24 protein-coding genes and 1 tRNA gene are annotated in these 22,005 nt (G+C 63.8%); 15 read left to right on the forward strand and 10 right to left on the reverse strand.

Annotation, left to right across the window (positions count from 1 at the left end; all coding sequences use genetic code 11):
* Positions 1-32: 32 nt before the first annotated feature.
* From ffh to ACEQXE_RS11885, 3 genes are all read right to left on the reverse strand, one after another.
* Positions 33-1,514 carry a signal recognition particle protein gene (ffh, locus tag ACEQXE_RS11875; protein WP_370179603.1) on the reverse strand — a complete coding sequence of 494 codons (1,482 nt, stop codon included), beginning with the start codon at positions 1,512-1,514 and terminating at the stop codon, positions 33-35.
* Positions 1,515-1,650: 136 nt separating this feature from the next.
* Positions 1,651-1,726: transfer RNA gene (locus tag ACEQXE_RS11880), tRNA-Ala, on the reverse strand.
* A gap of 69 nt (positions 1,727-1,795) precedes the next feature.
* Positions 1,796-2,131: a TIGR02300 family protein gene (locus tag ACEQXE_RS11885; protein WP_370179605.1), complete on the reverse strand. Its 336-nt coding sequence runs from the start codon at positions 2,129-2,131 to the stop codon at positions 1,796-1,798.
* A 165-nt stretch (positions 2,132-2,296) separates the two neighbouring features.
* Here ACEQXE_RS11885 and aroA point away from each other — a divergent pair, with 165 nt between their 5' ends.
* From aroA to gloB, 8 genes are all read left to right on the forward strand, one after another.
* Complete coding sequence (gene aroA / locus ACEQXE_RS11890; RefSeq protein ID WP_370179607.1) at positions 2,297-3,625, forward strand: 3-phosphoshikimate 1-carboxyvinyltransferase; 1,329 nt, start codon at positions 2,297-2,299, stop codon at positions 3,623-3,625.
* On the forward strand, positions 3,622-3,891 hold the full coding sequence (locus ACEQXE_RS11895; RefSeq protein ID WP_370179608.1) for a permease: 270 nt from the start codon (positions 3,622-3,624) through the stop codon (positions 3,889-3,891). The genes aroA and ACEQXE_RS11895 overlap by 4 nt, the downstream gene beginning before the upstream one ends.
* Positions 3,888-4,886: a proline iminopeptidase-family hydrolase gene (locus ACEQXE_RS11900; protein WP_370179610.1), complete on the forward strand. Its 999-nt coding sequence runs from the start codon at positions 3,888-3,890 to the stop codon at positions 4,884-4,886. Before ACEQXE_RS11895 ends, ACEQXE_RS11900 begins: the two co-directional genes overlap by 4 nt.
* Positions 4,883-5,503, forward strand: a complete 621-nt coding sequence (gene cmk / locus ACEQXE_RS11905; protein ID WP_370179612.1) for a (d)CMP kinase — start codon at positions 4,883-4,885, stop codon at positions 5,501-5,503. Before ACEQXE_RS11900 ends, cmk begins: the two co-directional genes overlap by 4 nt.
* A 73-nt stretch (positions 5,504-5,576) precedes the next feature.
* Positions 5,577-6,524 carry a GNAT family N-acetyltransferase gene (locus ACEQXE_RS11910; RefSeq protein ID WP_370179613.1) on the forward strand — a complete coding sequence of 316 codons (948 nt, stop codon included), beginning with the start codon at positions 5,577-5,579 and terminating at the stop codon, positions 6,522-6,524.
* Between the two features lie 218 nt (positions 6,525-6,742).
* Positions 6,743-8,446: a 30S ribosomal protein S1 gene (gene rpsA, locus ACEQXE_RS11915; RefSeq protein ID WP_370179615.1), complete on the forward strand. Its 1,704-nt coding sequence runs from the start codon at positions 6,743-6,745 to the stop codon at positions 8,444-8,446.
* A 115-nt stretch (positions 8,447-8,561) separates the two neighbouring features.
* On the forward strand, positions 8,562-9,050 hold the full coding sequence (locus ACEQXE_RS11920; RefSeq protein ID WP_370179617.1) for a hypothetical protein: 489 nt from the start codon (positions 8,562-8,564) through the stop codon (positions 9,048-9,050).
* A gap of 69 nt (positions 9,051-9,119) precedes the next feature.
* On the forward strand, positions 9,120-9,878 hold the full coding sequence (gene gloB, locus ACEQXE_RS11925; RefSeq protein ID WP_370179619.1) for a hydroxyacylglutathione hydrolase: 759 nt from the start codon (positions 9,120-9,122) through the stop codon (positions 9,876-9,878).
* Positions 9,879-9,881: 3 nt separating this feature from the next.
* Here gloB and ACEQXE_RS11930 read toward each other — a convergent pair whose 3' ends face one another.
* The 6 genes from ACEQXE_RS11930 to ACEQXE_RS11955 all read right to left on the reverse strand — a co-directional run bounded on the left by ACEQXE_RS11930 (position 9,882) and on the right by ACEQXE_RS11955 (position 13,154).
* Positions 9,882-10,490, reverse strand: coding sequence for a flavodoxin family protein (locus ACEQXE_RS11930; RefSeq protein WP_370179620.1), 609 nt, complete (start codon positions 10,488-10,490; stop codon positions 9,882-9,884).
* 72 nt (positions 10,491-10,562) lie between these two features.
* Positions 10,563-11,141, reverse strand: coding sequence for a hypothetical protein (locus ACEQXE_RS11935; protein WP_370179622.1), 579 nt, complete (start codon positions 11,139-11,141; stop codon positions 10,563-10,565).
* A complete protein-coding gene (locus ACEQXE_RS11940; RefSeq protein WP_370179623.1) occupies positions 11,134-11,628 on the reverse strand; it encodes an ATPase in 495 nt (164 codons plus the stop codon). The genes ACEQXE_RS11935 and ACEQXE_RS11940 overlap by 8 nt, the downstream gene beginning before the upstream one ends.
* Before the next feature lie 79 nt (positions 11,629-11,707).
* Positions 11,708-11,935, reverse strand: a complete 228-nt coding sequence (locus ACEQXE_RS11945) for a F0F1 ATP synthase subunit C (RefSeq protein WP_342531578.1) — start codon at positions 11,933-11,935, stop codon at positions 11,708-11,710.
* Positions 11,936-11,973: 38 nt separating this feature from the next.
* On the reverse strand, positions 11,974-12,732 hold the full coding sequence (locus ACEQXE_RS11950) for a F0F1 ATP synthase subunit A (RefSeq protein WP_370179638.1): 759 nt from the start codon (positions 12,730-12,732) through the stop codon (positions 11,974-11,976).
* Positions 12,733-12,818: 86 nt separating this feature from the next.
* Positions 12,819-13,154 (reverse strand): AtpZ/AtpI family protein, encoded by a 336-nt coding sequence (locus tag ACEQXE_RS11955; RefSeq protein WP_370179625.1) that lies wholly within the window; start codon positions 13,152-13,154, stop codon positions 12,819-12,821.
* A 201-nt stretch (positions 13,155-13,355) separates the two neighbouring features.
* Between ACEQXE_RS11955 and radC the strand changes: the two genes are divergently transcribed.
* Positions 13,356-14,072 (forward strand): DNA repair protein RadC, encoded by a 717-nt coding sequence (gene radC, locus ACEQXE_RS11960; RefSeq protein WP_370179641.1) that lies wholly within the window; start codon positions 13,356-13,358, stop codon positions 14,070-14,072.
* A 30-nt stretch (positions 14,073-14,102) separates the two neighbouring features.
* Here the strand turns inward: radC and ACEQXE_RS11965 are convergent, their stop codons facing one another.
* The gene (locus tag ACEQXE_RS11965) at positions 14,103-16,907 is read right to left on the reverse strand and encodes a DUF3857 domain-containing protein (RefSeq protein ID WP_370179627.1); all 2,805 of its coding nucleotides are present in this window, start codon (positions 16,905-16,907) and stop codon (positions 14,103-14,105) included.
* A 206-nt stretch (positions 16,908-17,113) separates the two neighbouring features.
* On the opposite strand from ACEQXE_RS11965, the gene purB reads away from it, so the two are divergent.
* From purB to ACEQXE_RS11995, 6 genes are all read left to right on the forward strand, one after another.
* A complete protein-coding gene (gene purB, locus ACEQXE_RS11970) occupies positions 17,114-18,424 on the forward strand; it encodes an adenylosuccinate lyase (RefSeq protein ID WP_370179628.1) in 1,311 nt (436 codons plus the stop codon).
* 92 nt (positions 18,425-18,516) lie between these two features.
* On the forward strand, positions 18,517-19,083 hold the full coding sequence (locus tag ACEQXE_RS11975) for a LapA family protein (protein ID WP_370179630.1): 567 nt from the start codon (positions 18,517-18,519) through the stop codon (positions 19,081-19,083).
* On the forward strand, positions 19,080-19,754 hold the full coding sequence (gene pyrF / locus ACEQXE_RS11980) for an orotidine-5'-phosphate decarboxylase (protein ID WP_370179632.1): 675 nt from the start codon (positions 19,080-19,082) through the stop codon (positions 19,752-19,754). The genes ACEQXE_RS11975 and pyrF overlap by 4 nt, the downstream gene beginning before the upstream one ends.
* Before the next feature lie 131 nt (positions 19,755-19,885).
* On the forward strand, positions 19,886-20,503 hold the full coding sequence (locus ACEQXE_RS11985) for a hypothetical protein (RefSeq protein WP_370179633.1): 618 nt from the start codon (positions 19,886-19,888) through the stop codon (positions 20,501-20,503).
* A gap of 56 nt (positions 20,504-20,559) precedes the next feature.
* A complete protein-coding gene (locus ACEQXE_RS11990) occupies positions 20,560-21,207 on the forward strand; it encodes a phosphoribosylanthranilate isomerase (RefSeq protein ID WP_370179635.1) in 648 nt (215 codons plus the stop codon).
* Between the two features lie 95 nt (positions 21,208-21,302).
* Positions 21,303-22,005 (forward strand): pyridoxal-phosphate dependent enzyme (locus ACEQXE_RS11995; protein WP_370179637.1); only part of this gene is annotated, 703 nt, incomplete at its 3' end.

Genomic DNA, 22,005 nt, shown 5'->3' on the forward strand with positions numbered 1-22,005 from the left:
TTCGTCCTTGGTCTAATCTAAGTCGTTATCGGTTATTTCTTCGGAAGTAATTTCTGCAGGTCGGGGGGCAGCTTGCTCATGTCCACGTCGCCTTTCCCGTCCAGTCCGGGCAGGGCGGGCATGCCCTTGGCACCGGCCCCCGGAAGGCCGCCCATTCCGCCGCCTCCGCCAAGCATGGCAGCGAGGCCCTTCATCCCGCCCATCTTCTTGATCTGCTTCATCGCGCGAGACATTTCCTGGTGCATCTTCAGCACCTTGTTTACGTCCTGCACCTGCGTACCGCTGCCTGCGGCGACGCGGCGCTTGCGCTTGGCGTTGAGCAGCGCGGGATTGGCGCGCTCCTTGGGCGTCATGGACCCCATGATCGCATCCATGTGGACCAGCACCTTATCGTCCATCCCGCTGGCCTGCATCGCGGCCTTGGCCTTCGTCATGCCGGGCATCATGCCCGCCAGCATGCCGAGGCCACCCATGCTCTGCATCTGGTTCAGCTGCATGCGCAGGTCGTTGAGGTCGAACTGGCCCTTGGCCATCCGCTTGGCGAGAAGCTCCGCTTCCTCGACCTTGATCGTCTCGGCGGCCTTTTCGACCAGCGAGACGACATCGCCCATGCCCAGGATGCGTTCGGCAACCCGGCGCGGGTGAAAGGCTTCGAGTGCATCCAGCTTCTCGCCCACGCCCGCAAACTTGATCGGCTTGCCGGTAACCGCGCGCATGGAAAGCGCCGCACCGCCGCGCGCATCGCCATCCATCCGGGTCAGGATCACGCCGGTCAGCGGTACTTCGTCGGAGAAGCTCTGCGCGACATTGACCGCATCCTGGCCGGTCAAGCTGTCAACCACCAGCAGCACTTCGGTCGGCGTCGCCACCGAAGCGACCGCCTTCATCTCGGCCATCAGCGCTTCGTCGACATGCAGGCGGCCCGCGGTGTCGAGCAGCACCACGTCGACATTGCGCAGCTTGGCGGATTCGAGCGCACGCTTGGCGATCTCGACCGGCTGCTGGCCTTCGACGATCGGCAGGGTGTCGACCTGCGCCTGCTCGCCCAGCACCGCCAGCTGTTCCTGCGCGGCCGGACGATTAACGTCGAGCGAGGCCATCATGGCCTTCTTGCCGTGCTTCTCGCGGATCAGCTTTCCGAGCTTGGCGGTGCTGGTCGTCTTACCCGAGCCCTGCAAGCCGACCATCATGATGACGACCGGCGGCTTCGCCTCCAGCACCAGCGGGACGTGACCGTCTTCGCCCTCGGAGCCGCCCAGCATCGCGACCAGCTCGTCATTGACGATCTTGACGACCTGCTGGCCGGGGGTGACCGACTTGAGGACGCTCTCGCCGACCGCTTTCTCGGTGACGTTCGCAATGAAATCGCGCGCGACGGGCAGCGCGACATCGGCTTCGAGCAGTGCGATCCGCACTTCGCGCATCGCGTCGCGCACGTCCTGTTCGCGCAGGGCTCCACGTCCGCGCAAGCGGTCGAAGGTATTGCCAAGGCGATCCGACAATGCGTCGAACATGCTAGCCGATTACTCCATTCCCGGCACAGAGCCGGATCAAACGCGAAAAACGCCGGCGGACGAAACCTCGTCGGCCAGCGTCGGGGCATTGCCCCTTCTGAAACACTTCCATGGATAGCGAACTATCCGAAACCGGTGGTGGAGCCTAGCGGGATCGAACCGCTGACCTCTACAATGCCATTGTAGCGCTCTCCCAGCTGAGCTAAGGCCCCGGCCGGTATGGGAGGCGCCGTTTAGAAAGCACGGCGCCCCTTTGCAAGCCCAATAATAGGGCTAGCGCATCAGGTATCGTCGCTATCGTCGTCGTCACCCTTGGACTTCGACACACCCAGGTCGTCGTCGCCGCCCAGATCCACTTCGTTATCCGGTGAATCGTCGTCCTCGTCGACGTCGATATCCTCCAGATCGTCATCGGCAAGGTCGCTATCGGCTTCCTTGTCCTTCTTCTTCTTGTCCTCTTCCTCGAACGGAATCGGCTGCTTGGACTTGAGCACGGGCTCCGGTGTCCATTCGTTACCGCATTCGATGCAGGTCACCGGGTCTTCGTTGCCCAGATCGTAGAAACGCGTGCCGCACTTGGGGCAGGTACGCTTGGTGCCCCATTCGGGTTTGACCATTGTGTGTTCCTTGTTGCGGGCGCTGGCTTGTTCCATTCGCGCGCGCCGGTAAAAATTCGTGGGACATGACTTGGGGCGAAGCCGCCTCCGAATCAAGAATGGCGCGCGCCTTGCCATGCGTCATAGCCGGTGTCAAAGCCCGCCCCGCATTACAGAGACCCGATTATGAGCACTTCTCCCACTTCGCGCCGGTTCAGGGCGAGCGGCCCCTTGCGCGGGACGATCGCCGTGCCGGGCGACAAGTCGATCAGCCACCGCTCGCTGATCCTGGGCGCTCTGGCCGTGGGTGAGACGCGCGTTACCGGTTTGTTGGAGGGCGAGGACGTGCTCGCCACCGCAGCTGCCATGCGCGCAATGGGCGCGGATATCGAGCGGACAGGCGACGGCGAGTGGCGCATTCACGGCGTGGGCGTCGGCGGGCTGCTGCAACCCGATGCCGCGCTCGACTGCGGCAATAGCGGCACCTCTGCCCGCCTGCTGATGGGACTGGTGGCCAGCCACGGGATCACCGCGACATTCACCGGCGATGCCAGCCTTTCGAAGCGTCCGATGGGCCGCGTGATCGAACCGCTGTCGCAAATGGGTGCGGGATTCACGCCTTCCCCCGGTGGTCGCATGCCGCTGATGCTCGAAGGCGCGCATCCTGCCGTGCCGATCACTTACCGCCTGCCGGTGGCGAGCGCACAAGTGAAGAGCGCGGTGCTGCTGGCGGGGCTCAACACGCCCGGCGTTACCACGGTGATCGAGCCGGTACCCACGCGCGACCATTCCGAACGGATGCTACGCGGGTTCGGGGCGCTGATCGAGGTGAGCGAGGAAGATGGCGAGCGCGTCATCCGCCTGACGGGCCAGCCAGAGCTGCAACCGCAGGATATCGTAGTACCGGGAGATCCCTCTTCCGCAGCCTTCTTCATGGTCGCCGCGACGCTGGTCGAAGGCAGCGACCTGACGATCCGCAATGTCGGCATGAACCCCACCCGCGCCGGACTCGTCGGCGTGCTGCGCGCAATGGGCGCAAATATTGAGGAACTGGACCCGCGCGAGGTCGGCGGAGAGCCGGTGGCGGACCTGCGCGTGCGCCATGCGACGCTCAAGGGGATTGAGGTCGATCCGGCCCTCGCGCCAAGCATGATCGACGAATTCCCGGTGTTGTTCGTCGCTGCTGCGCTGGCGCAGGGAACCTCGGTGACTCGAGGGCTGGAAGAGCTGCGCGTGAAGGAGAGCGACCGCCTCGCCACCATGGCCGCCGCGCTGAAGACTGTCGGCGCGCAGGTGGAAGAGCGCGAGGATGGCCTCACAATCCACGGCACGGGCGGCGAGCCCTTGCGGGGCAGCGCCAATGCGCGGGTGAAAACGCATCTCGATCACCGCATCGCGATGAGCATGGCGGTCGCAGGCCTCGCGAGCCGCGACGGAGTGGAAGTGGACGATACCTCGCCCATTGCGACGAGCTTCCCGAATTTCATAGCCCTGCTGGATGAGGTAACACGATGACCGACATCTACTCCCTCGTCGGCTTCGTCGGCATGGCCTGCATAATCGGCGCCTATTTCTACCTCACGGCCAGTGAGAAGCCCAACCCGTACATCCTTCATGGCACCAACCTGCTCGGTGCCGCTATGCTGACCGTCAGCCTGCTGGTCCACACCAACTGGCCGAGCCTCGTGCTCGAAGGTTTCTGGGCTGCTATTGCGATTTACGGGCTCGTGAAGGCGGTCCGCTCTCGCCCCGAACCAGACGCGATGGAGGAAGAAGCATGATCCAGAGAGCGCTACTTGCACTCGTCGCAGCATGCAGTCTGATCTCGCCGCTTGTCGCGCAGGACACCGCGCCCGTCACCCACGCCGCAGCATGGGTTGCGCCCGACCGCGAATTGATGGTGCCGGTCGAAGGCGGCAATGTGTACGTGCGCATCAATGGCGACATCGCGGCGAGCGACAAGACGCCTGCAATCTTCATCCATGGCGGACCGGGTGGGACACACCTGGGCTTCGCCCGGTTCCTCGGCCTAGCGGATGAAAGGCCGATCATCCTTTACGACCAGCTGGGCAGCGGCAAGTCGGACCGGCCGGACAATCCCGCGAACTGGCGCGTCGAGCGGTTCGTGGAAGAACTGGAAGCAATCCGAAGCGCCGTCGGGGCGGAAAAGCTGCACCTGGTCGGCCATAGCTGGGGTTCGGCGATCGCGCTCGAATATGCAGCGCGCTACCCCGATCATGTCGCCTCCGCGGTGCTGAGCGGGACGTTCATTTCCACCATCCACTGGATTACCGACGCCAACCTGCTGCTGCGCGAATTGTCCGAGGAGAACCGCCAGCTGGTGAAACAGTGCGAGGGCGACGACCCGCCGCCGGGCCGGACTTGCGGCGAGGTGTTCACCAAGGTGTACTCGAAATATTACACCCCTCCGCCACGCGACGAAGCGGCGGCGGACTATGCCCGCACCTATCGCGGAGAAGGCTTCAACGGCCTAATCTACAACAGCATGTGGGGGCCGAGCGAATTTGCCTCCACCGGGTTGCTGAAGAACTATGACGCCACGCCGAAGCTTCTGGAAATCGACGGTTCGCGCACCCTGTTTCTGATCGGGCAATACGATTCTGCGCGGATCGATACCGTGCAGGAATTTGTCGCACTGGCGCCGGGGGCAGAACTGGCCGTCGTTCCAGGCGGTGCGCATGGTTTCCTGAGGGATCGACCGATCGAGACAGAAGCGATCCTGCGTGGCTGGCTGCAAAGGATGGACCAGGAATGATCATCGCCGTCGACGGGCCCACCGCTTCGGGCAAGGGCACGATTTCCAAACAGCTCGCCGCCCATTTCGGCCTGCCGCACCTCGATACCGGGCTGCTCTACCGCGCGGTCGGGCGGCAGGTGCAGTTGAACGGCACCGATCCGGACAGTGAGGCCGATGCGGTGGCGGCAACGAGTTTCCCCGACAGCTTGCTGGAAGATCCGGAACTGCGCAGCGAGGCAGGGGGCAGCCTCGCCAGCCGGGTCTCGGTCCATCCCGGGGTCCGCAAGGCCCTGTTCGAGCGGCAGCGGGCATTCGCCCAGCAGGATGGCGGTGCGGTGCTGGACGGGCGCGATATCGGCACGGTGATCTGCCCCGATGCCGACGTAAAACTGTTCGTCACCGCCTCGCTCGATGCACGGACCGACCGTCGCTTTGCCGAGATGCAGGGCCAAGGCCGCGATGTCACGCGTGAGGAAGTGCTGGAGCAGGTCCGCCGCCGCGACGAACGCGATATGGAGCGCAAGGACGCACCGCTTGTCGCTGCACCCGACGCTTTCATTCTCGACACCACCACGCTCGACAAAGCCGCCGCTATCGCCGCCGCTATCAATGTAGTCACCACCGCTACTCGCTAGGTTCTGGCAAATCGGGTTGCAAAGTCTCACATAGATCTATAACGCGTTATATATCGCGCTATGGAGCTAAGCTATGGATGTCGTCGCGCAAATGGGCCCGTCCTTTCTCGGCAGCCGGCTCAAGCGGCTGGGTGAGCGGATGCAGGTAGGTGCAGCCAGCGTCATCACCGATGCCGGGCTGCCGCTCCAACCGGGACACATGGGGATCCTCGCCGCGCTGCGGACCGATTCGCGCACCGTCGGCCAGCTTGCCGACGCCTGTGGAACAAGCCAGCCCGGCGTCACCCGAGCACTCGGGCAGCTGACCAAGCTTGGGCTGATTGCCGATACCGAATGCTCCGACCAACGTAGCCGATGCGTCGAATTGACGGCGCAAGGTCAGGCCGCTGTCCTCACCCTCACAAGTGACATCTGGCCGCGCGTCGGTAGCGCGGCGGCGCAATTGCTCGATCGGGTCGAGGGCGATTTTCTCGCGCAGCTGGCGATCATCGAGGAGGAACTGGCCAAGGCCTCGATTGCCGAGCGCGCTGCGCAGCTTACCCCCGAGCCGCTGCGCATCGTCCGCTACGATGCAGGCTTCGCCCACCACTTTCGCGATATCAATGCAGAGTGGATCGAGAGCATGTATTCGCTCGAAGCAGCCGATCGCGAGGTTCTCGAAAACCCCGATGCAATGATCATCGCACCAGGTGGCGACATCCTCTTCGTCGAGGCCGCAGGGCTCGGCATTGTGGGCGCCTGTGCTCTGCGCAAGACCGGGGCTACCAGCTTCGAGCTTACCAAGATGGGCGTGCGGGAGAGCGCACGCGGCCTCAAGGCCGGGGAGTTCCTGCTGCGCGCTATGATCGATCGGGCCGAGGAGCTTGGCGCCGATCCGCTCTATCTTCTCACCAATCGCAAAAGCGAAGCCGCGATCCACCTGTACGAGAAGCTGGGCTTCGTTCACGACGGCGCAACCATGGCAGACTATGGCGCGTGCTATGCACGTTGCGACGTCGCCATGCGCTATGTCGGCGACTAGCATACGCGACCAAATTGCTTGCATTTCTGCGGGATCGGGCGTAAGCGCGCGCCCGTTCTCGTATTTTGACGAATCCGAAGGACCCGCGCGGTGGCATCCGGCCTAGCGCGGAACACGGCCCTCTTGCCCCGGATGGCCCGCAATGGTGCGGCGTCGGCGGGAAAGACCCCGGAAAAACCGGTGGCCGGTAGCAAATGTGATTTAGGAACCTCTACCTTATGGCAACTGCAGCCAACCCGACGCGCGACGATTTCGAAGCGCTTCTCAACGAACAACTCGGCGATGCGGATGAAGGCGGCTTCGAAGGCCGCGTCGTCAAGGGCACCGTCACCGCCATCGAGAACGGCATGGCGCTGATCGATGTCGGCCTGAAGAGCGAAGGCCGCGTCGACCTCAAGGAATTCATGCGCGTCGATGACGAGCACGGTCTCGAAGTCGGCAGCGAAGTCGAAGTCTTCGTCGACCGCGTCGAAAACGCCGATGGCGAAGCAATGCTCAGCCGCGACCGCGCCCGCCGCGAAGCCGCGTGGGATCGCCTCGAAAACGAATTCGGCGAAGGCAAGCGCGTCGAAGGCCGCATCTTCGGCCGCGTGAAGGGCGGCTTCACCGTCGATCTGGACGGTGCCGTGGCCTTCCTGCCCGGTTCGCAGGTCGACATCCGCCCCGTGCGCGACGTCACCCCGCTGATGGACCAGCCGCAGCCCTTCCAGATCCTCAAGATGGATCGCCGCCGCGGCAACATCGTGGTCTCGCGTCGTGCGGTTCTTGAAGAAACGCGCGCCGAACAGCGCAGCGAACTGATCAGCGATCTCGCCGAAGGCCAGGTGGTCGACGGTGTGGTCAAGAACATCACCGATTACGGCGCCTTCGTGGACCTGGGCGGCATCGACGGCCTGCTCCACGTCACCGACATGAGCTACAAGCGGGTCAACCACCCCAGCGAAGTGATCGAGATCGGCCAGACCGTGACCGTGCAGATCATCCGTATCAATGCCGATACGCAGCGCATCTCGCTCGGCATGAAGCAGCTCGAAAGCGATCCGTGGGATGGCGTCGCCGCCAAGTACCCGGTGGGCATGAAGCTGACCGGCCAGGTGACCAACATCACCGAATACGGCGCCTTCGTGGAAGTCGAACCGGGCATCGAAGGCCTGGTCCACGTTTCCGAAATGAGCTGGACCAAGAAGAACGTCCACCCGGGCAAGATCGTTTCGACCTCGCAGGAAGTCGAAGTGATGGTGCTGGAAGTCGATTCCGAAAAGCGCCGCATCTCGCTCGGCCTCAAGCAGGCCCAGCGCAACCCGTGGGAAGAATTCGCCGAAGCGCACCCCGTTGGCAGCGAAGTCGAAGGCGAAGTCAAGAACGCCACCGAATTCGGCCTGTTCATCGGCCTGCCGGGCGACGTGGACGGCATGGTCCACATGTCCGACATCGCGTGGGGTATCTCGGGCGAAGACGCGCTGGCGCTCCACCGCAAGGGTGAAGAGGTCAAGGCGATCGTGCTCGACGTCGATGTCGACAAGGAACGCATCAGCCTCGGCATGAAGCAGCTCGAAAAGGGTGCGCCGACCGAAGCCGCTGCCGGTGGTTCGCTGCGTCGCGGCGAAACCGTCACCGTCACCGTGCTGGAAGTCCGCGATGGCGGCCTCGAAGTGCAGGTTGGCGAAGACGGCGCGACCGGCTTCATCAAGCGCTCGGACCTTGGCCGCGACCGCGACGAGCAGCGCCCGGATCGCTTCCAGACCGGCCAGAAGCTCGATGCGATGGTCACCGGGTTCGATCGTTCGAAGAAGCCGACCTTCTCGATCAAGGCGTACCAGATCGCCGAAGAGAAGCAGGCAGTGGAACAGTACGGTTCGGCCGACTCGGGTGCCTCGCTCGGCGACATCCTGGGCGAAGCGCTTAAGAAGCAGGACGACTAAGTCCGCTGTCAGCCTTGCTGGCTAGAGAAAGGCCCGCCCTCCTCACAAGGAGCGGCGGGCCTTTTCGTATCAGGGCGGCGGGTATACGAGAGGCGTCCTTGCGGGAGCCGTGCCAATGACCCTTTCCGATTTCGCTATCCTTTCGCAGATCGCCGGTACGGTGATCGTCGCCATCACGCTGATCGTACTAACGCTGGAGGTGCGCCAAGGAGCAGAACAGCTCAGGTCGGGTTCGCGGCAGACCCAGCTGGAGAACGACCAGACAGGCGTTTATAAGTTCGTCGAGTTTCCCCAGCTGGGCCAGCTATTCGCGCAGAAGGAAAAGCCGACATTTGAGGAAAAGACCCGCCTACTATTCTGGATCATCGGGCAGATGCGCGCGCGTGAATATGAGTGGATCCAGCATCGCAATGGCGCGATGACGCGCGAATCCTTCGAAGCCTATCGCGGAGTGATTTTCTTCATTCTCGGCACCGTGCGTGGCCGCGAGCTATGGGGACTTTGCCGCGGATATTTCCACCCGGGGTTCGTTGCTGAAGTGGATGAGATGACAACCAAAGCGCCGCCGATGGACCTGTGGGCACGCCTGCAGGAGGTGAAGTGACATGAGCTACCTTATGCAGATGAAGCTCGCTGAGTTGGAACGATCTATAAGGCCGGAGGCTGATTGATTATGCCCCTAGAAATTCACCAGTTCCCCTGCCTGTCCGACAACTACGGCTTCTTGCTGCACGATCCCGACAGTGGAGAGACCGCCGCGATCGACACGCCCGATGGCGCGGAATATCTGCGTCAGGCTGAGGTGAAGGGCTGGCGGATCACGCAAGTCTGGAACACGCACTGGCATCCGGACCATGCGGGCGGAAACAAGGCCATCGTCGAGGCTTCAGGCGCGAAGGTTATCGCGCCGCAGGAGGTCGAGAAGCTCTCCTCCATCGATCAAGTTGTGACGCATGGCGACGAGGTTTCGCTGGGAGCGCACTCTGCGCGTGTAATCGACGTGTCGGGCCACACCAACGGCCACATCGCGTTCCACCTGGCCCACGATGGCATCGCCTTCGTTGGCGACAGCGTGTTCGCGCTGGGCTGCGGGCGGATGTTCGAAGGCAAGCCGCAGCAGTTCTGGAACAGCCTCCAGCGGATCAAGGCGCTGCCGCCCGAAACAACACTCTTTTGCGCGCACGAATATACGGCTGCCAATGCGAAATTCGCTCTGCATGCCGACCCCGAAAACACCGCGCTGACCGACTACGCGCGCGAGATCGACGCGAAACGCGCCAAGGGCGAGCCGACCGTGCCTACCGTCCTTTCGCGCGAATTGGAGACCAACCCGTTCCCGCGCGCCGATGCGCCGGAGATGCAGGCGCGCTGGGGCGGCACCGCCCCGCATGAGACTTTTGCCGCGCTGCGCGCCGCCAAGGACGAGTTCTAGGGCCTAACCCGGATAGGGCGTGCCCTTGAGGAGGTTGGCGAGGTGCGCTGCGTTGGACGCTACCATATCAGCCGTCTCCGCGACCTTGTCGGGCGTGTCTTCAAAATCCTTGAAATCCTTCGATCCCATCGCTTCGCCGACCCAGTAGCAGGTCGCGGCCGCGGGAATGGTCCAGCCGGTATCGTTGAGGCTCTGGAAGAGCTGGGAAGACGCCCAGTGCGCCCCATCTTCGTTGCCGACGATGGCGGCAACCGCGACCTTCGAATAGCTCGGCATGCGGCCGGCATCGTCGGTTTCCGAGAGGAAGGCGTCCATCCGCTCCAACACGCGCTTGGCGATAGAGCTGATCTGACCCATCCAGATCGGTGTCCCGAAGACCAGTATGTCATGCTGGAGTATCTTCTCGCGGATCGCAGGCCAATCATCGCCCTCCCCCTCATCGGAAGAGACCCCGGGCGGTACGTTGAAATCCGCAATGCGAAGCGTTTCGGCGATATGAACGCCTTTCGGTTGAAAGGCATCGCGCAAGACACCGATCATGGCATCGGTGGAGCTGGGCCGTTCGCTGGATTTGGCCAGCGAGCAGTTGATAGCAATAGCGGTAGCGGTCACGACAATCTCCCAAGAGTACGGGAGACTAGCGGTACAGGCGCCGGGAAGTTCCGCCCCCGGCGCCCCGATCCGTCAGATACCGGCGATCAGGTCGTCCGCAATCTTGCTGTCGGCCTTGGCGTCCAGCTTTTCGCCGATCAGCTTGCGGCTCGCGGCAGCGGCAGCGGCAGCGGCAGTCGCGCGCACTTCGGCCACGGCTTCACGTTCGGCGGCGGAGATCTTGTCCTGCGCCATGCGCTTACGCCGTTCGACCAGCGCCTTGCTGTCGTCCTCTGCACGAACCAGGATCGCTTCGGCTTCGGCCTTGGCATTGTCGAGCATCGCCTCGGCATCGTTTTCCGCATTGGCGATCTTGGCTGCATATTCGTCCCGCAGCTGCTCGGCTTCGGTCCGCAGCCGCTTGGCTTCGTCCAGTTCGGCACGAATCGCCGCAATCTGCCCGTCGAGCCCGCCGCCAATCGTCTTGTGCACCTTCGCGCCGAAGAACGCGATCAGCAGCAGGACCAGCATCGAGATCGAGACCCACTGGTAGGGCGCGAGGCCCCACAGCATCGGGCCTGCGTGATGCTCGCCACCCGCATCGTGCTCGGTGTGCGCTTCCGCGTCGTTCGCGTGGGTCTCACCCACGGTGTAGGCCGTATTCTCAGCCATTGGCGAGGCTCTCCTTCACGGCCTTGCTGGCGACAGGCTTGGTCACCTTGATCCCGGCAATGCGCGCGACGATGTCTTGCGCGGCGTCGGTCGCGACCGATTCAATCTCCGCCATCGCATCCTTGCGTGCTGCGGCCAGTTCCGCGTCCGCCTCGTCCAGCTTCTTGTCGAGCCGCTTCTGCGCGGCCGCGATCTTCTTCTCGGACTTCGCCGCGGCTTCCGCCTTGGCTTCGGCAATCAGCGCCTGTGCGCGAGCACGGTTCTCGTTCTCACGCGTGCGCCACGCCTCTTCTTCCTTGTCGGCCTGGTCGCGCGCAGCCTGCGCCGCCGAGATATCGTCGGCGATCTGCTTGGCGCGCTTGTCCATCGTGTCCATCACACGCGGCACCATGCCGCGTCCGACGACGAAGAAGGTAATGCCGAAGAACACCAGCAGCCAGAAGATCTGGCTGGAGAAGGTTTCGGCAAGTTGGGCTATCTGGGGCATTGCGGGTCAGTCCGGTCAGAAGATCGGCAAATCATCGGTGGGGACGCAACCGAAGCGCGTCCCCTACCAATACGTTTCGTCAGGCGACGAAGATCAGGATCATCGCGACGACGAACGCCAGCAGGCCGAGAAGTTCGGCAGCGGCGAAGCCGATGAACAGGCGGCCCTGCTGGCCGTCTGCCGCACCCGGATTGCGCAGTGCGCTTTCGAGGAATGAGCCGAACACGTTACCCACACCGATGGCGGCCATGCCGGCGCCGATCGCTGCGAGGCCTGCACCGATGAGCTTGGCTGCTTCAGGATCCATTGTAACTACTCCTTGGAAAAATTGAGGTTTGAAAAGGCTTAGTGAAGGTTTTCGGCGTCGTTGATGTACAGGGCAGTCAACAGCGCGAAGACATAGGCCTGGATGCCGGCAACCAGCAGTTCCAGCGCACAGATACCGATCATCAGCAGGAAGCTGGGCAGGCCGACCAGCAGGCCGAAACCGATGCCCGCATTGGTGCCGTCGATCACGAAGCTGGACAGCACTTCGAGCAGGACGTGCCCGGCCATCATGGCAACGAACAGCCGCAGCGCGAGGCTGAACGGGCGCACCATGAAGCTGACGAATTCGATCGGCGCGATGATCGGGACCATCGGCAGCGGGGTGCCGTGCGGAACGAACAAGCTGAAGAAGTGCAGGCCATGCTTCCAGAAGCCGACGATCAGCACGATCGCGAAGCTGATCACCGCCAGCACGCCGGTGACGGTGAAGTGGCTGGTAAAGGTGAACGGGTGGATCTTCAGGATGCCCAGCGGCAGCAGGCCGAGCAGGTTGGCGAACAGGATGAAGCTGAACAGCGAGAACACGTAAGGCAGGTACTTGCGCCCTTCCTTGCCGATATTCGCCTGCACCAGGTTATCGACGAAGCCGGTCAGGCTTTCCACCGCCATCTGCCAGCGGTTGGGGATGAGCTGCTGCTTGCTGCCCAGCTGCACGAAACCGATCAGCACAAGCGTGGTGATCATCATCCACAGCGCACTGTTGGTGAACGTGATATCGACGCCCTGGATGTCCCACTGCGCCCACGAGCCTACCGGCTCGATGGTGAACTGGTGCATCGGATCGACTTTGCCTTCTTCGGCGGCCACCTGAAATTCCCGTTCGCATGTGCTGCACGCGCGGGCGCGCGCAGCGTAATCTCGTGTCAGCCCTCGTCGGAGGGCGGCTTTTGTGTTCCGGCCATGCGGAAAACATTCCTGAAGGCCACGCCTATCCCGAGGAACAGGCCGATCAACAGACCCCAGGGCCCGGTATCGAAAATGACGTCCACGCCATAGCCGATCAACGAACCACCGAGCAGCCCCCCCACAAGGTCCGCCAGCACCCGGTTGCCCATGCGATGATCCGCGTGGGATTTGCTCGGCGCCTTGGACCCGGTACGCTTCTCCTCTCGCTCGCGTGCGGCCTTCAGCCGCTCCTCGAGCGCGTCGATCCGCGCATCCTCGGGTATGGGCTCTCGCGCGGACTTGTCGTCGCTCATGCCAAGGCTCTCTTTCGAATGAGAATCATGCGCACGGGCACCACCTGCCCGCCGAGGGCGCCGCCCCCTTAGGAAAGGGTGTTTGGCAAGTCAACACGAGCGCGACGCGGGTGAAGCGCTTGCGCGCATGGATCATGCACGGCATTGCTCGGGCGGCACGAAAGAGGGGTCTCCAAGGGTGTGAGCCAGCGCGAGGAAAATCTGTTCGGGGATGGCGGAGAGGATGCCCGCACCCCTGCCCCCTCGTCTTCATCGGCGAATGGGCACAGGGAACGGCTTCGCAAGCGGCTACTGACCGGCGGGGCGGAAGCGCTCGCCGATTACGAGGTCCTTGAATACCTGCTGTTCGCTGCGATCCGGCGCGGGGATACCAAGCCGTTGGCCAAGGCGCTGATCGCCCGTTTCGGCAGCCTTGCACGCGTAATCGAGGCGGAACCGGGGGCGCTCGCCAAGGTGCCCGGCATGGGCGAGGCAAGCGCCGCCGCACTCAAGGCCGTGGCGCTGGCGGCGCGGCGCATGGCGCGCAGCGAAGTCGCCAACCGCCCGGTCATTTCCAACTGGAACGCGCTGATCGACTATCTCAGCACAGATATGGCGCACCTGACCGTCGAACGCGTGCGGGTGCTCTACCTCGATAGCAAGAACCGGCTGGTGCAGGATCACCATGTGGGCGACGGCTCGATCGACGAGGCGGCGATCCACCCGCGCGAGGTGATCAGGCGCGGGCTGGACCTTGGCGCCGCCGCGCTGATCCTGGTGCACAACCACCCCAGCGGCAGCCCCGAGCCGAGCCGCGCGGACATCGCGATCACACAGCGGATTGCCGAAGCCGGGCGGCTGCTCGGCATCGGCGTGCACGATCACGTCATCATCGGCCAGGGCAGCCATGTAAGCCTGAAAGCCAAGGGCCTGATCTAAGCCCATTCGACATTCAACCCTGATGGCCCATCAGCGTGGCGGCAGGCCCCATGCCGAATAAAGCCGGGCGGTGCTGGGCGCAGCATGCAGGGCCAGCGCGATATCTTCCCGCGCGCCCGCCTCGTCACCCATCGCGCGCTTCACGATGCCGCGAAGGTAGCGGGAGATGTGCTGTTCCGGGTCGTTCGACAGCGCCTTGTCGAGATCGCGCACAGCCTCTTCGTAGCGGCCGAGCCGGTAATAAACCAAGGCGCGGCTATCGATGGCGCTCGCGCTGTTGCTCGCTTCCTCGACCGCGCGTGTGCAGGTGGAGAGCGTGTCCGTAGTGACTCGGTCGAGCGTGCCGGCACGCCAGCACATTGCATTTAGGAGAGACGCGTCGTCGGGCTCGAACGCCAGCTCTTCGCGCAGCAGGTCCAGGCCCTCTTCCTCGCGCCCCGCGAAACCGAGGATGTAGGAACGCTTGATCGCCTCGTCCTTCGGGTCTTCGAACAGGAAGGCATGTTCCTCGACCAGTGCGACACCCTCGTCCGCCCGGCCCAGCAGCGCCAGCGCTTCAAGCCGCGAGTCATAGAGCATGTAGTCGGGATCGATCTGGGCTCCGGCGGCGAAATCGACCAGCGCGGCTTCGAGGTCGCCCAGCTCCCAATGGGTCAGGCCCCGCCACATGTAGTAATCGGCCGAGGCATCGCGTTCGATCACGTCGCTGATATCGGCGAGAGCGTTCGAAAAATCGCCGTTTTGGTACCGGAAATCGAACCGGGTGAACAAGGCGTCGATCTCGTCCTCGTCCGCATCTTCCACGAGCTGGTCGAGCATTTTTGCGATAGGCTCCAGCCGCGCACGTTCGGCGCCGCGATACTCCCAGATGCGCTTCACATCCGAGCCTGCACGCAGGCGCGGGAGGCTGCGCTTCAGGCGCAGGGTTTCGCGGCGGATTTCAGGCAGCGCGCTGGCCGGGACTTCCCATTCCAGGCTCTGGACCTCTTCGGAAATGGTGAGGCGGTTCGCCTCTAGCCGAGAGGTCGAGGCAAGCCGCGTGCCGCCGATCACCTGGTCGATATCCTGCCGGCCGAGGAAGCGGAAATTCCCCGACTGTTCGGGCGGCAGGATCCACTCGATATTGCGCCGGTAATAGATCGGCCCGTGCACCAGCACCGGCAGGTCCGCGATCTCGGGCCGCGCGCGGTCGACACTGAAGCTGAACGTGTCGACCTTCTGGTACGGCACGTCGAGCTTGAAGCGGCCCTTCGCATCGTCCCACGGCGAGGCGACCAGGCCGCGCGCGTGGATCGTCGCGATGCCCGTATCGCGATCGAAGGCGACATCGAAATCGGTGACGTCGTTATCCCCGATGACCCCGCGAACCACGCTGTTGATGCGGTTCTCTTTCTGCTCATTGTCCTCGATCAGCGCCAGGGCCTGATAATTGCGCGCGGAAATGCCGCTATACACCAGGGTGACATCGTAGATGCCCGGCAGATCGATCCCCGCGCTCTGGTCGATCCGGATCGTGCCGATCTCGTCCGGGATCGCCTGCGGACGCATGGTCATCTCCTGCAACCCGGTACCGCCGGGACGCAGCGGGAGCGCGTAGCGAAAGGAGGGAACCTCTACCATGTTGCTTGCCCGAAGGCCGCTGCTCGTCCCGTCGAGCCAGTAGGGAATACCGCCGATGTCGGCGCGCACGATCATGTGATCGAAATTGCCCAGAGCTGGCAGCAGGGTCGGCACCGCATCGCCGGTGCGGCTGTGCACCAGCACCGCCTCGGCGGAGATGCCCAGCTCGCGCAGCATGGCCAGCAGCAGGAGCGACTTGGCCTTGCAGTCGCCGGTGCGCGCGGCCCATGTTTCGGCCGGGCTTTGCGGAATATAGTTCCCGCCATCCAGCCCATCGAGAAGATAGCTGATCTCGTCCTGCACGAACTGCGTCGCCAGGGCCGCCCGCTGCAACGGATCGTTCGTCTGCGCGGCGATATCGGCGACCTTGCGCGCCAGGTCCCCACCCGGTTCGATCGCCCCTTCGGTGCTGAAGAAGGGCTGGATCGCCTCCGAAATCTGGTCGTAGGTTTCGAAGGTCGTCGCACGGATCGACGGTGGCAGGCGGAACCGCGACGGGGCATCGTCGGGAATATTGTCCGGCTCCGCGACCGGCAGCGTGATCGTGACAAAGCGGTAGCCATCGCGCGTCACGTCTTCGATCGGGTCTTCCACCCGCGTCGCCGCCCAGTGCACGCCCGAATCGACCGGCCAAGAAAGGATCGTCCGCCCGGCAGCAATCGGCGTCGGCTCCGCGATCACGAACGAAGCGTGCTCCATGTCTTTCTCGAGCACCTGCTCGTTGCGCGTGGTGGTGAAGCTGTAGCGCAGCACGTCGCCAATCTGCGCGCCGGGCACCGACAGGGTCGCCGTCAGCGCGCCGTCGAGGATCCGCTGTTCAAGGCCTTCCTCGCGCCGCAGCACCTCGAACCGGGCACCGCGCGCAATCAGGTCGATCACCTGGCCGCCGCGGACAAGTTCGACCCGGTGGACGATCAGGTCGCCCTTGTCGGGCATCCAGTCGAGCGTGATATTGTTGAGCGCGCCCAGTGCCTCGGAACTGTCCAGCGCGAAGGCGATGTCGCCATAGGTCGTGACGACGCCATCCTCCAGCCGCGTCTGCGTTTCGATCAGGCGCAGCGGCGAACCCTGGTTTTCGGTAGCAGGCGGCAGGTCCGCGACATCGATCCACGCGCTTTCCACACCATAGAGCACGGTGTCGCCGGCCTGGGCTGGGGTGACGAGGGCAGCCGAGACGAGCCCCGACATGGCCGAGGCCAGAAAGATGTAACGCATTGTTCCCCCAGTGATCCCTTGAATGTGGCGCGAAGGCTTACAGCGCGACGGCCTGCAATCAAGCGTCTTGTACCCCGGGTGTGCCACAGTCAGGCACACGGGCCGGGCGCAGGCGAAGCGTCGCACGGCTTGCGTCCCCGCGTGCCAGCCCCTAGCGCCCAGCCCAATTCCGCGCCCGTCCCCATCACCGACTCAGGATACGCCCGATGGTCCCCCGCTATGCCCGCCCCGAAATGACCGCCCTGTGGGAGCCGGAGGCGAAATACCGCATCTGGTTCGAGATCGAGGCGCACGCGACGCAGAAGCTCGCCGAGCTGGGAGTCGTGCCCGAAAGCGCGGCGAAGGCGCTGTGGGACTGGTGGGAGACCAACCCCACGATCGACGTCGAGGCGATCGACGCGATCGAGGCCGTGACCAAGCACGATGTGATCGCTTTCCTCACCTGGGTGGCGGAGCATGTGGGCGAGGAAGCACGCTTCATGCACCAGGGCATGACCAGTTCGGACGTGCTCGACACGACGCTGGCGGTGCAGCTGACCCGCGCGAGCGACATCCTGCTGGCCGACATGAACGATCTGCTCGCCGCGCTTCAGCGCCGGGCCGAAGAGCACAAGCTCACCCCCACGATCGGGCGAAGCCATGGCATCCATGCCGAGCCGGTCACATTCGGCCTCAAGCTCGCGCAGGCCTATGCCGAGTTCGACCGCTGCCGCGCCCGCCTGTGGGATGCGCGAACCGAAATCGCCACCTGCGCGATCAGCGGCGCGGTGGGCACCTTCGCCAATATCTCGCCCGACGTGGAAGCCTATGTGGCGGACAAGCTGGGCCTCGTGCCCGAGCCGGTCAGCACGCAGGTGATCCCGCGCGACCGGCACGCCATGTACTTCGCGACGCTGGCGGTGATCGCGGGATCGATCGAGCGGCTGGCGGTCGAAGTGCGCCACCTCCAGCGGACCGAAGTGCTGGAAGCGGAAGAGTTCTTCTCCAAGGGGCAGAAGGGTTCGTCGGCCATGCCGCACAAGCGCAACCCGATCCTGACCGAGAACCTGACCGGGCAGGCGCGCATGATCCGCGCCTATGCCCTGCCCGCGCTGGAAAACGTCGCCCTGTGGCACGAGCGCGATATCAGCCACTCGAGCGTCGAGCGCTTTATCGGCCCCGACGCGACCATCACGCTCGACTTCGCGCTGGCGCGTTTGACGGGGGTCGTCGACAAGCTGCTCGTCTACCCCGAGCGGATGCAGGCGAACATGGACCGGATGGGCGGCCTCATCCATTCGCAGCGCGTGCTGCTTGCGCTTACGCAAAACGGCGTCAGCCGAGAGGATGCCTATGCCATCGTGCAGCGCAACGCGATGAAGGTGTGGGAAAGCGACGGGCGGCTGCAACTGCTCGACCTGCTGAAACAGGATGCGGATGTCTCTGCCGCGCTGTCGGAGGAAGAGCTGACCGCGCTGTTCGACCTCGAATATCACCTCAAGCACGTCGACACGATATTCGCCCGCGTTTTCGACTAGGCGGTGTTTCGCTGGACGGGCACGACCGGTCCGTTTAGGCTCCGGGCGATTGCGCCTGGCATAGCTAGCGCTGGCATTCGGGGGATTTCGCGATGCAGGTAATTCGGACGATCATCTGGGTGCTGGTCCTGGTGGCCGTGCTCGTCTTCTCGTTCTTCAACTGGCGCGAAGTCGAAGTGACCATCTGGGATAACCTGGTGCTGGAAACCAAGGTGCCCGCGCTGGTCATCATCTCGTTCCTGCTCGGCTTCCTGCCGACATGGCTGATTTCGCGCGGCGTCATCTGGAGCCTTAACCGCAAGATCCGCAGCCTCGAGATCGCGGCCAAGGCGAACTCCGTGTCGGCCGCCGCGCGCGAGGCCGATCGCGAGGAAGCCGAACGGCAGGATCTCGCCGCGATGGAATCCGAACCGGAGCCAGAACCGGAACCGGAAATTGCCGAAGCCGAGTCCGAAGAACTCGCTCCAGTCGAAGACACACCGGACGACGAACCGGCCCCAGCCGAGGAAACCCGGCTGACTGCAGACGAACCGGAAGCGGACGACGCCCCTGCACCGGAAGGCGATACTCCGGTGGACAACCACACCCCGGCGGATGCCGCCACTGACGAGGGTACCCCTCAGGACACGCCAGCAGAGGACAAGCCGCACACCCCGTGACCAACCCTGTATACCTAGCCCTCGATTTGCCGCGCGTAGAGGCGGCCCGAGACCTCGCCCGGAAGGTCAAGGGGCATATTGGCGGGATCAAGCTGGGCCTCGAATTCTTCTGCGCGCATGGGCACCATGGCGTGCACGAGCTGGCGCAAGTCGGCCTGCCGATCTTCCTCGACCTGAAATTCCACGACATTCCCAACACGGTTGCAGGCGCGATGCAGGCGATCCATGTGCTCGAACCGGCCATCGTCACCGTCCATGCATCCGGCGGGCGGGCGATGATGGAAGACGCCAAGGCCGCAGCGGGCGAGCACACCAAGGTTGTCGGCGTGACCATGCTCACCAGTCTTGACGAGCGGGACCTTGCGCGCACCGGCGTGAACGGCAGCGCGCACGATCAGGTGCTGCGGCTGGCCGAACTGGCCGAGGCGGCAGGGCTCGACGGGATCGTGTGCTCGGGCCACGAGGTGGGCGAAGTCCACCGCCAGTGGAAATCGGGCTTCTTCGTCGTCCCCGGCTTGCGGCCTGCGGGCAGTTCCGTCGGCGACCAGAAGCGGGTCGTCACACCCCGCCAGGCGCGCGACGACGGCGCGAGCGTACTGGTGATCGGGCGCCCGATTTCGAAAGCCGACGATCCGCTCGCGGCGGCCAAGGCCATCGAAGAGACGCTTTGAAAGCCTGATCGCCGCGCTCGCCAGAGGTCCTCTGGCCGGCGGTCGATTTGGCATTTCCTATCGCGCTCGTTAGCTTGCCCCCTGTCGAATTGATTGAATTAGGGGGAAATTACTTGAGATCGATCATGCCAATGGCAATTGCGCTTATGGTTGTCGGGCTCGTTCCGGCCCCGCCGGCAGCAGCGCAGCAATATGTCGACCTTGCCAGCGATTCCCAAGCGCCGCGCTATCACTCATGGTACAAGAATTGGCTCAGCCGGATCGACTTGGAGGCCGTGGAGTATACGAAGCGCCGTGCCGCCGGCCTGATGTCCTGCGACAACTGCTACTTCGAGACCGGCGCCTTCGTGCGCGAACTCCAAGGCAAGAAGTTCGCATTCTGTATTTACGAGGGCAAACTTCACCTCAGGGCGGAAGGGACCGCGTCAACGAACGACTACATGGTCCTGAAGCGGAATGGCAGGATCATCGCTCCGCGGGGGAAGGTGCGCGATATGGTCTATTCCGATATCGGCAAGCTGGATTGGAAGGTCTATATTCCGGTCACGAAAACCGTAGGCGCGAGGTCTGTCACTTTGCAGCTGGGTTCGACCTTCTCCAAGACATCGGGGATGAGATTCGAACTTGGTCAGGCGTTACAGCGCGAACTCCGTGGCGCCCTGCGGGGCTACAATGCGATCAAAGTAGGCATAGGCCGGAACAGCGGCAGAAGCGTCGATCGCAAATTCATGAGTTCGCCCGCTTGCTAGGCGATGATCGCTGAGCGGGATTGACTTGCGAGAACCGACCTGAGCAATCGGCCTGCATGACCGGGATCAAGATTTGCGGGCTGTCGACGCCCGAAACGGTGGACGCGGCAGTGGACGCGGGGGCGACGCATATCGGGCTGGTCCATTACGAGCCGAGCCCGCGGCATGTGTCGCTCGAAGACGCGGCAAAGCTGCGCAGGCGCGTTCCCGAAACGACCAGGGTCGTGCTGCTGACGGTCAAGATGCAGCCCGCAGAGCTGGAAACCGCATATCGCGCGGTGAAGCCGGACATCATCCAGTTCCACGGCAGCGAGACGGTGGAGTGGATGGCGATGGTCCGCCAGATCCTCGGCGTGGAAACATGGCGCGCGATCGGATTGAAGGAACGCGCAACGCTGGACCGGGCGCGAGCATTCGTGGGCAAGGTGGACAGAATGCTATTCGATGCGCCTGCAAAGGCGCTGCCCGGCGGCAACGGCGTGGCCTTCCAATGGGACCTGCTCGACGGGTACGATCACCCGATGCCCTGGGCGCTGGCAGGCGGACTGAACCCAGACAATGTGAGCGATGCGATTGCGCGCACCGGCGCCCCGCTGGTGGACACCTCCAGCGGGGTCGAAACCGCACCGGGCGTGAAGGACATTGCCCTGATCCGCGCCTTCTGCGAAGCGGTGCGTGCAACAGAGAATAACCGTTTGTCCTGAGCCTGTCGGACTCGAAGAGGGTACGATAGGACCAACGGCGGACGGTTGGCGAGCATGCTCGCCCTTCGACAAGCTCAGGACGAGCGGACTGGACCATGACCCAAGCACCCAATTCCTACCGCAACCAGCCCGACGACAAGGGCCATTTCGGTGATTTCGGCGGGCGCTATGTCGCCGAAACGTTGATGCCCAACATACTCGCGCTGGAGCAGGCCTATGACGAGGCGAAGAAGGATCCCGCCTTCACCGACCAGTTCGAGGATTTGCTGGAGCATTATGTCGGCCGCCCCAGCCCGCTCTATTTTGCCGAACGGCTGACCGAAGCGCTTGGCGGTGCGCAGATCTGGTTCAAGCGCGACGAGCTGAATCACACCGGCGCGCACAAGATCAACAATTGCATGGGCCAGATTCTGCTGGCCCGCCGCATGGGCAAGACCCGCATCATCGCCGAGACCGGCGCCGGCCAGCACGGGGTGGCGACCGCCACTGTCTGCGCCCGCTTCGGCCTGCCCTGCGTCGTCTATATGGGCGCCGCCGACATCGAGCGTAAGGCGCCGAACGTCTTCCGCATGAAGCTGCTGGGGGCCGAGGTGCGGCCCGTCACCAATGGCCGTGCGACGCTTAAGGAAGCAATGAACGAGGCCATGCGCGACTGGGTCTCGAACGTCGGCGACACCTTCTACATCATCGGCACGGCCGCGGGTCCGCACCCCTATCCCGCCATGGTCCGCGACTTCCAGAGCGTCATCGGCCGCGAGACGAAGGAGCAGCTGATGGCCCGTACCGGCCGCCTGCCCG

This window comes from Alteriqipengyuania sp. (assembly GCF_964222115.1).
In the GTDB taxonomy this organism is placed as follows: Bacteria; Pseudomonadota; Alphaproteobacteria; order Sphingomonadales; family Sphingomonadaceae; genus Alteriqipengyuania.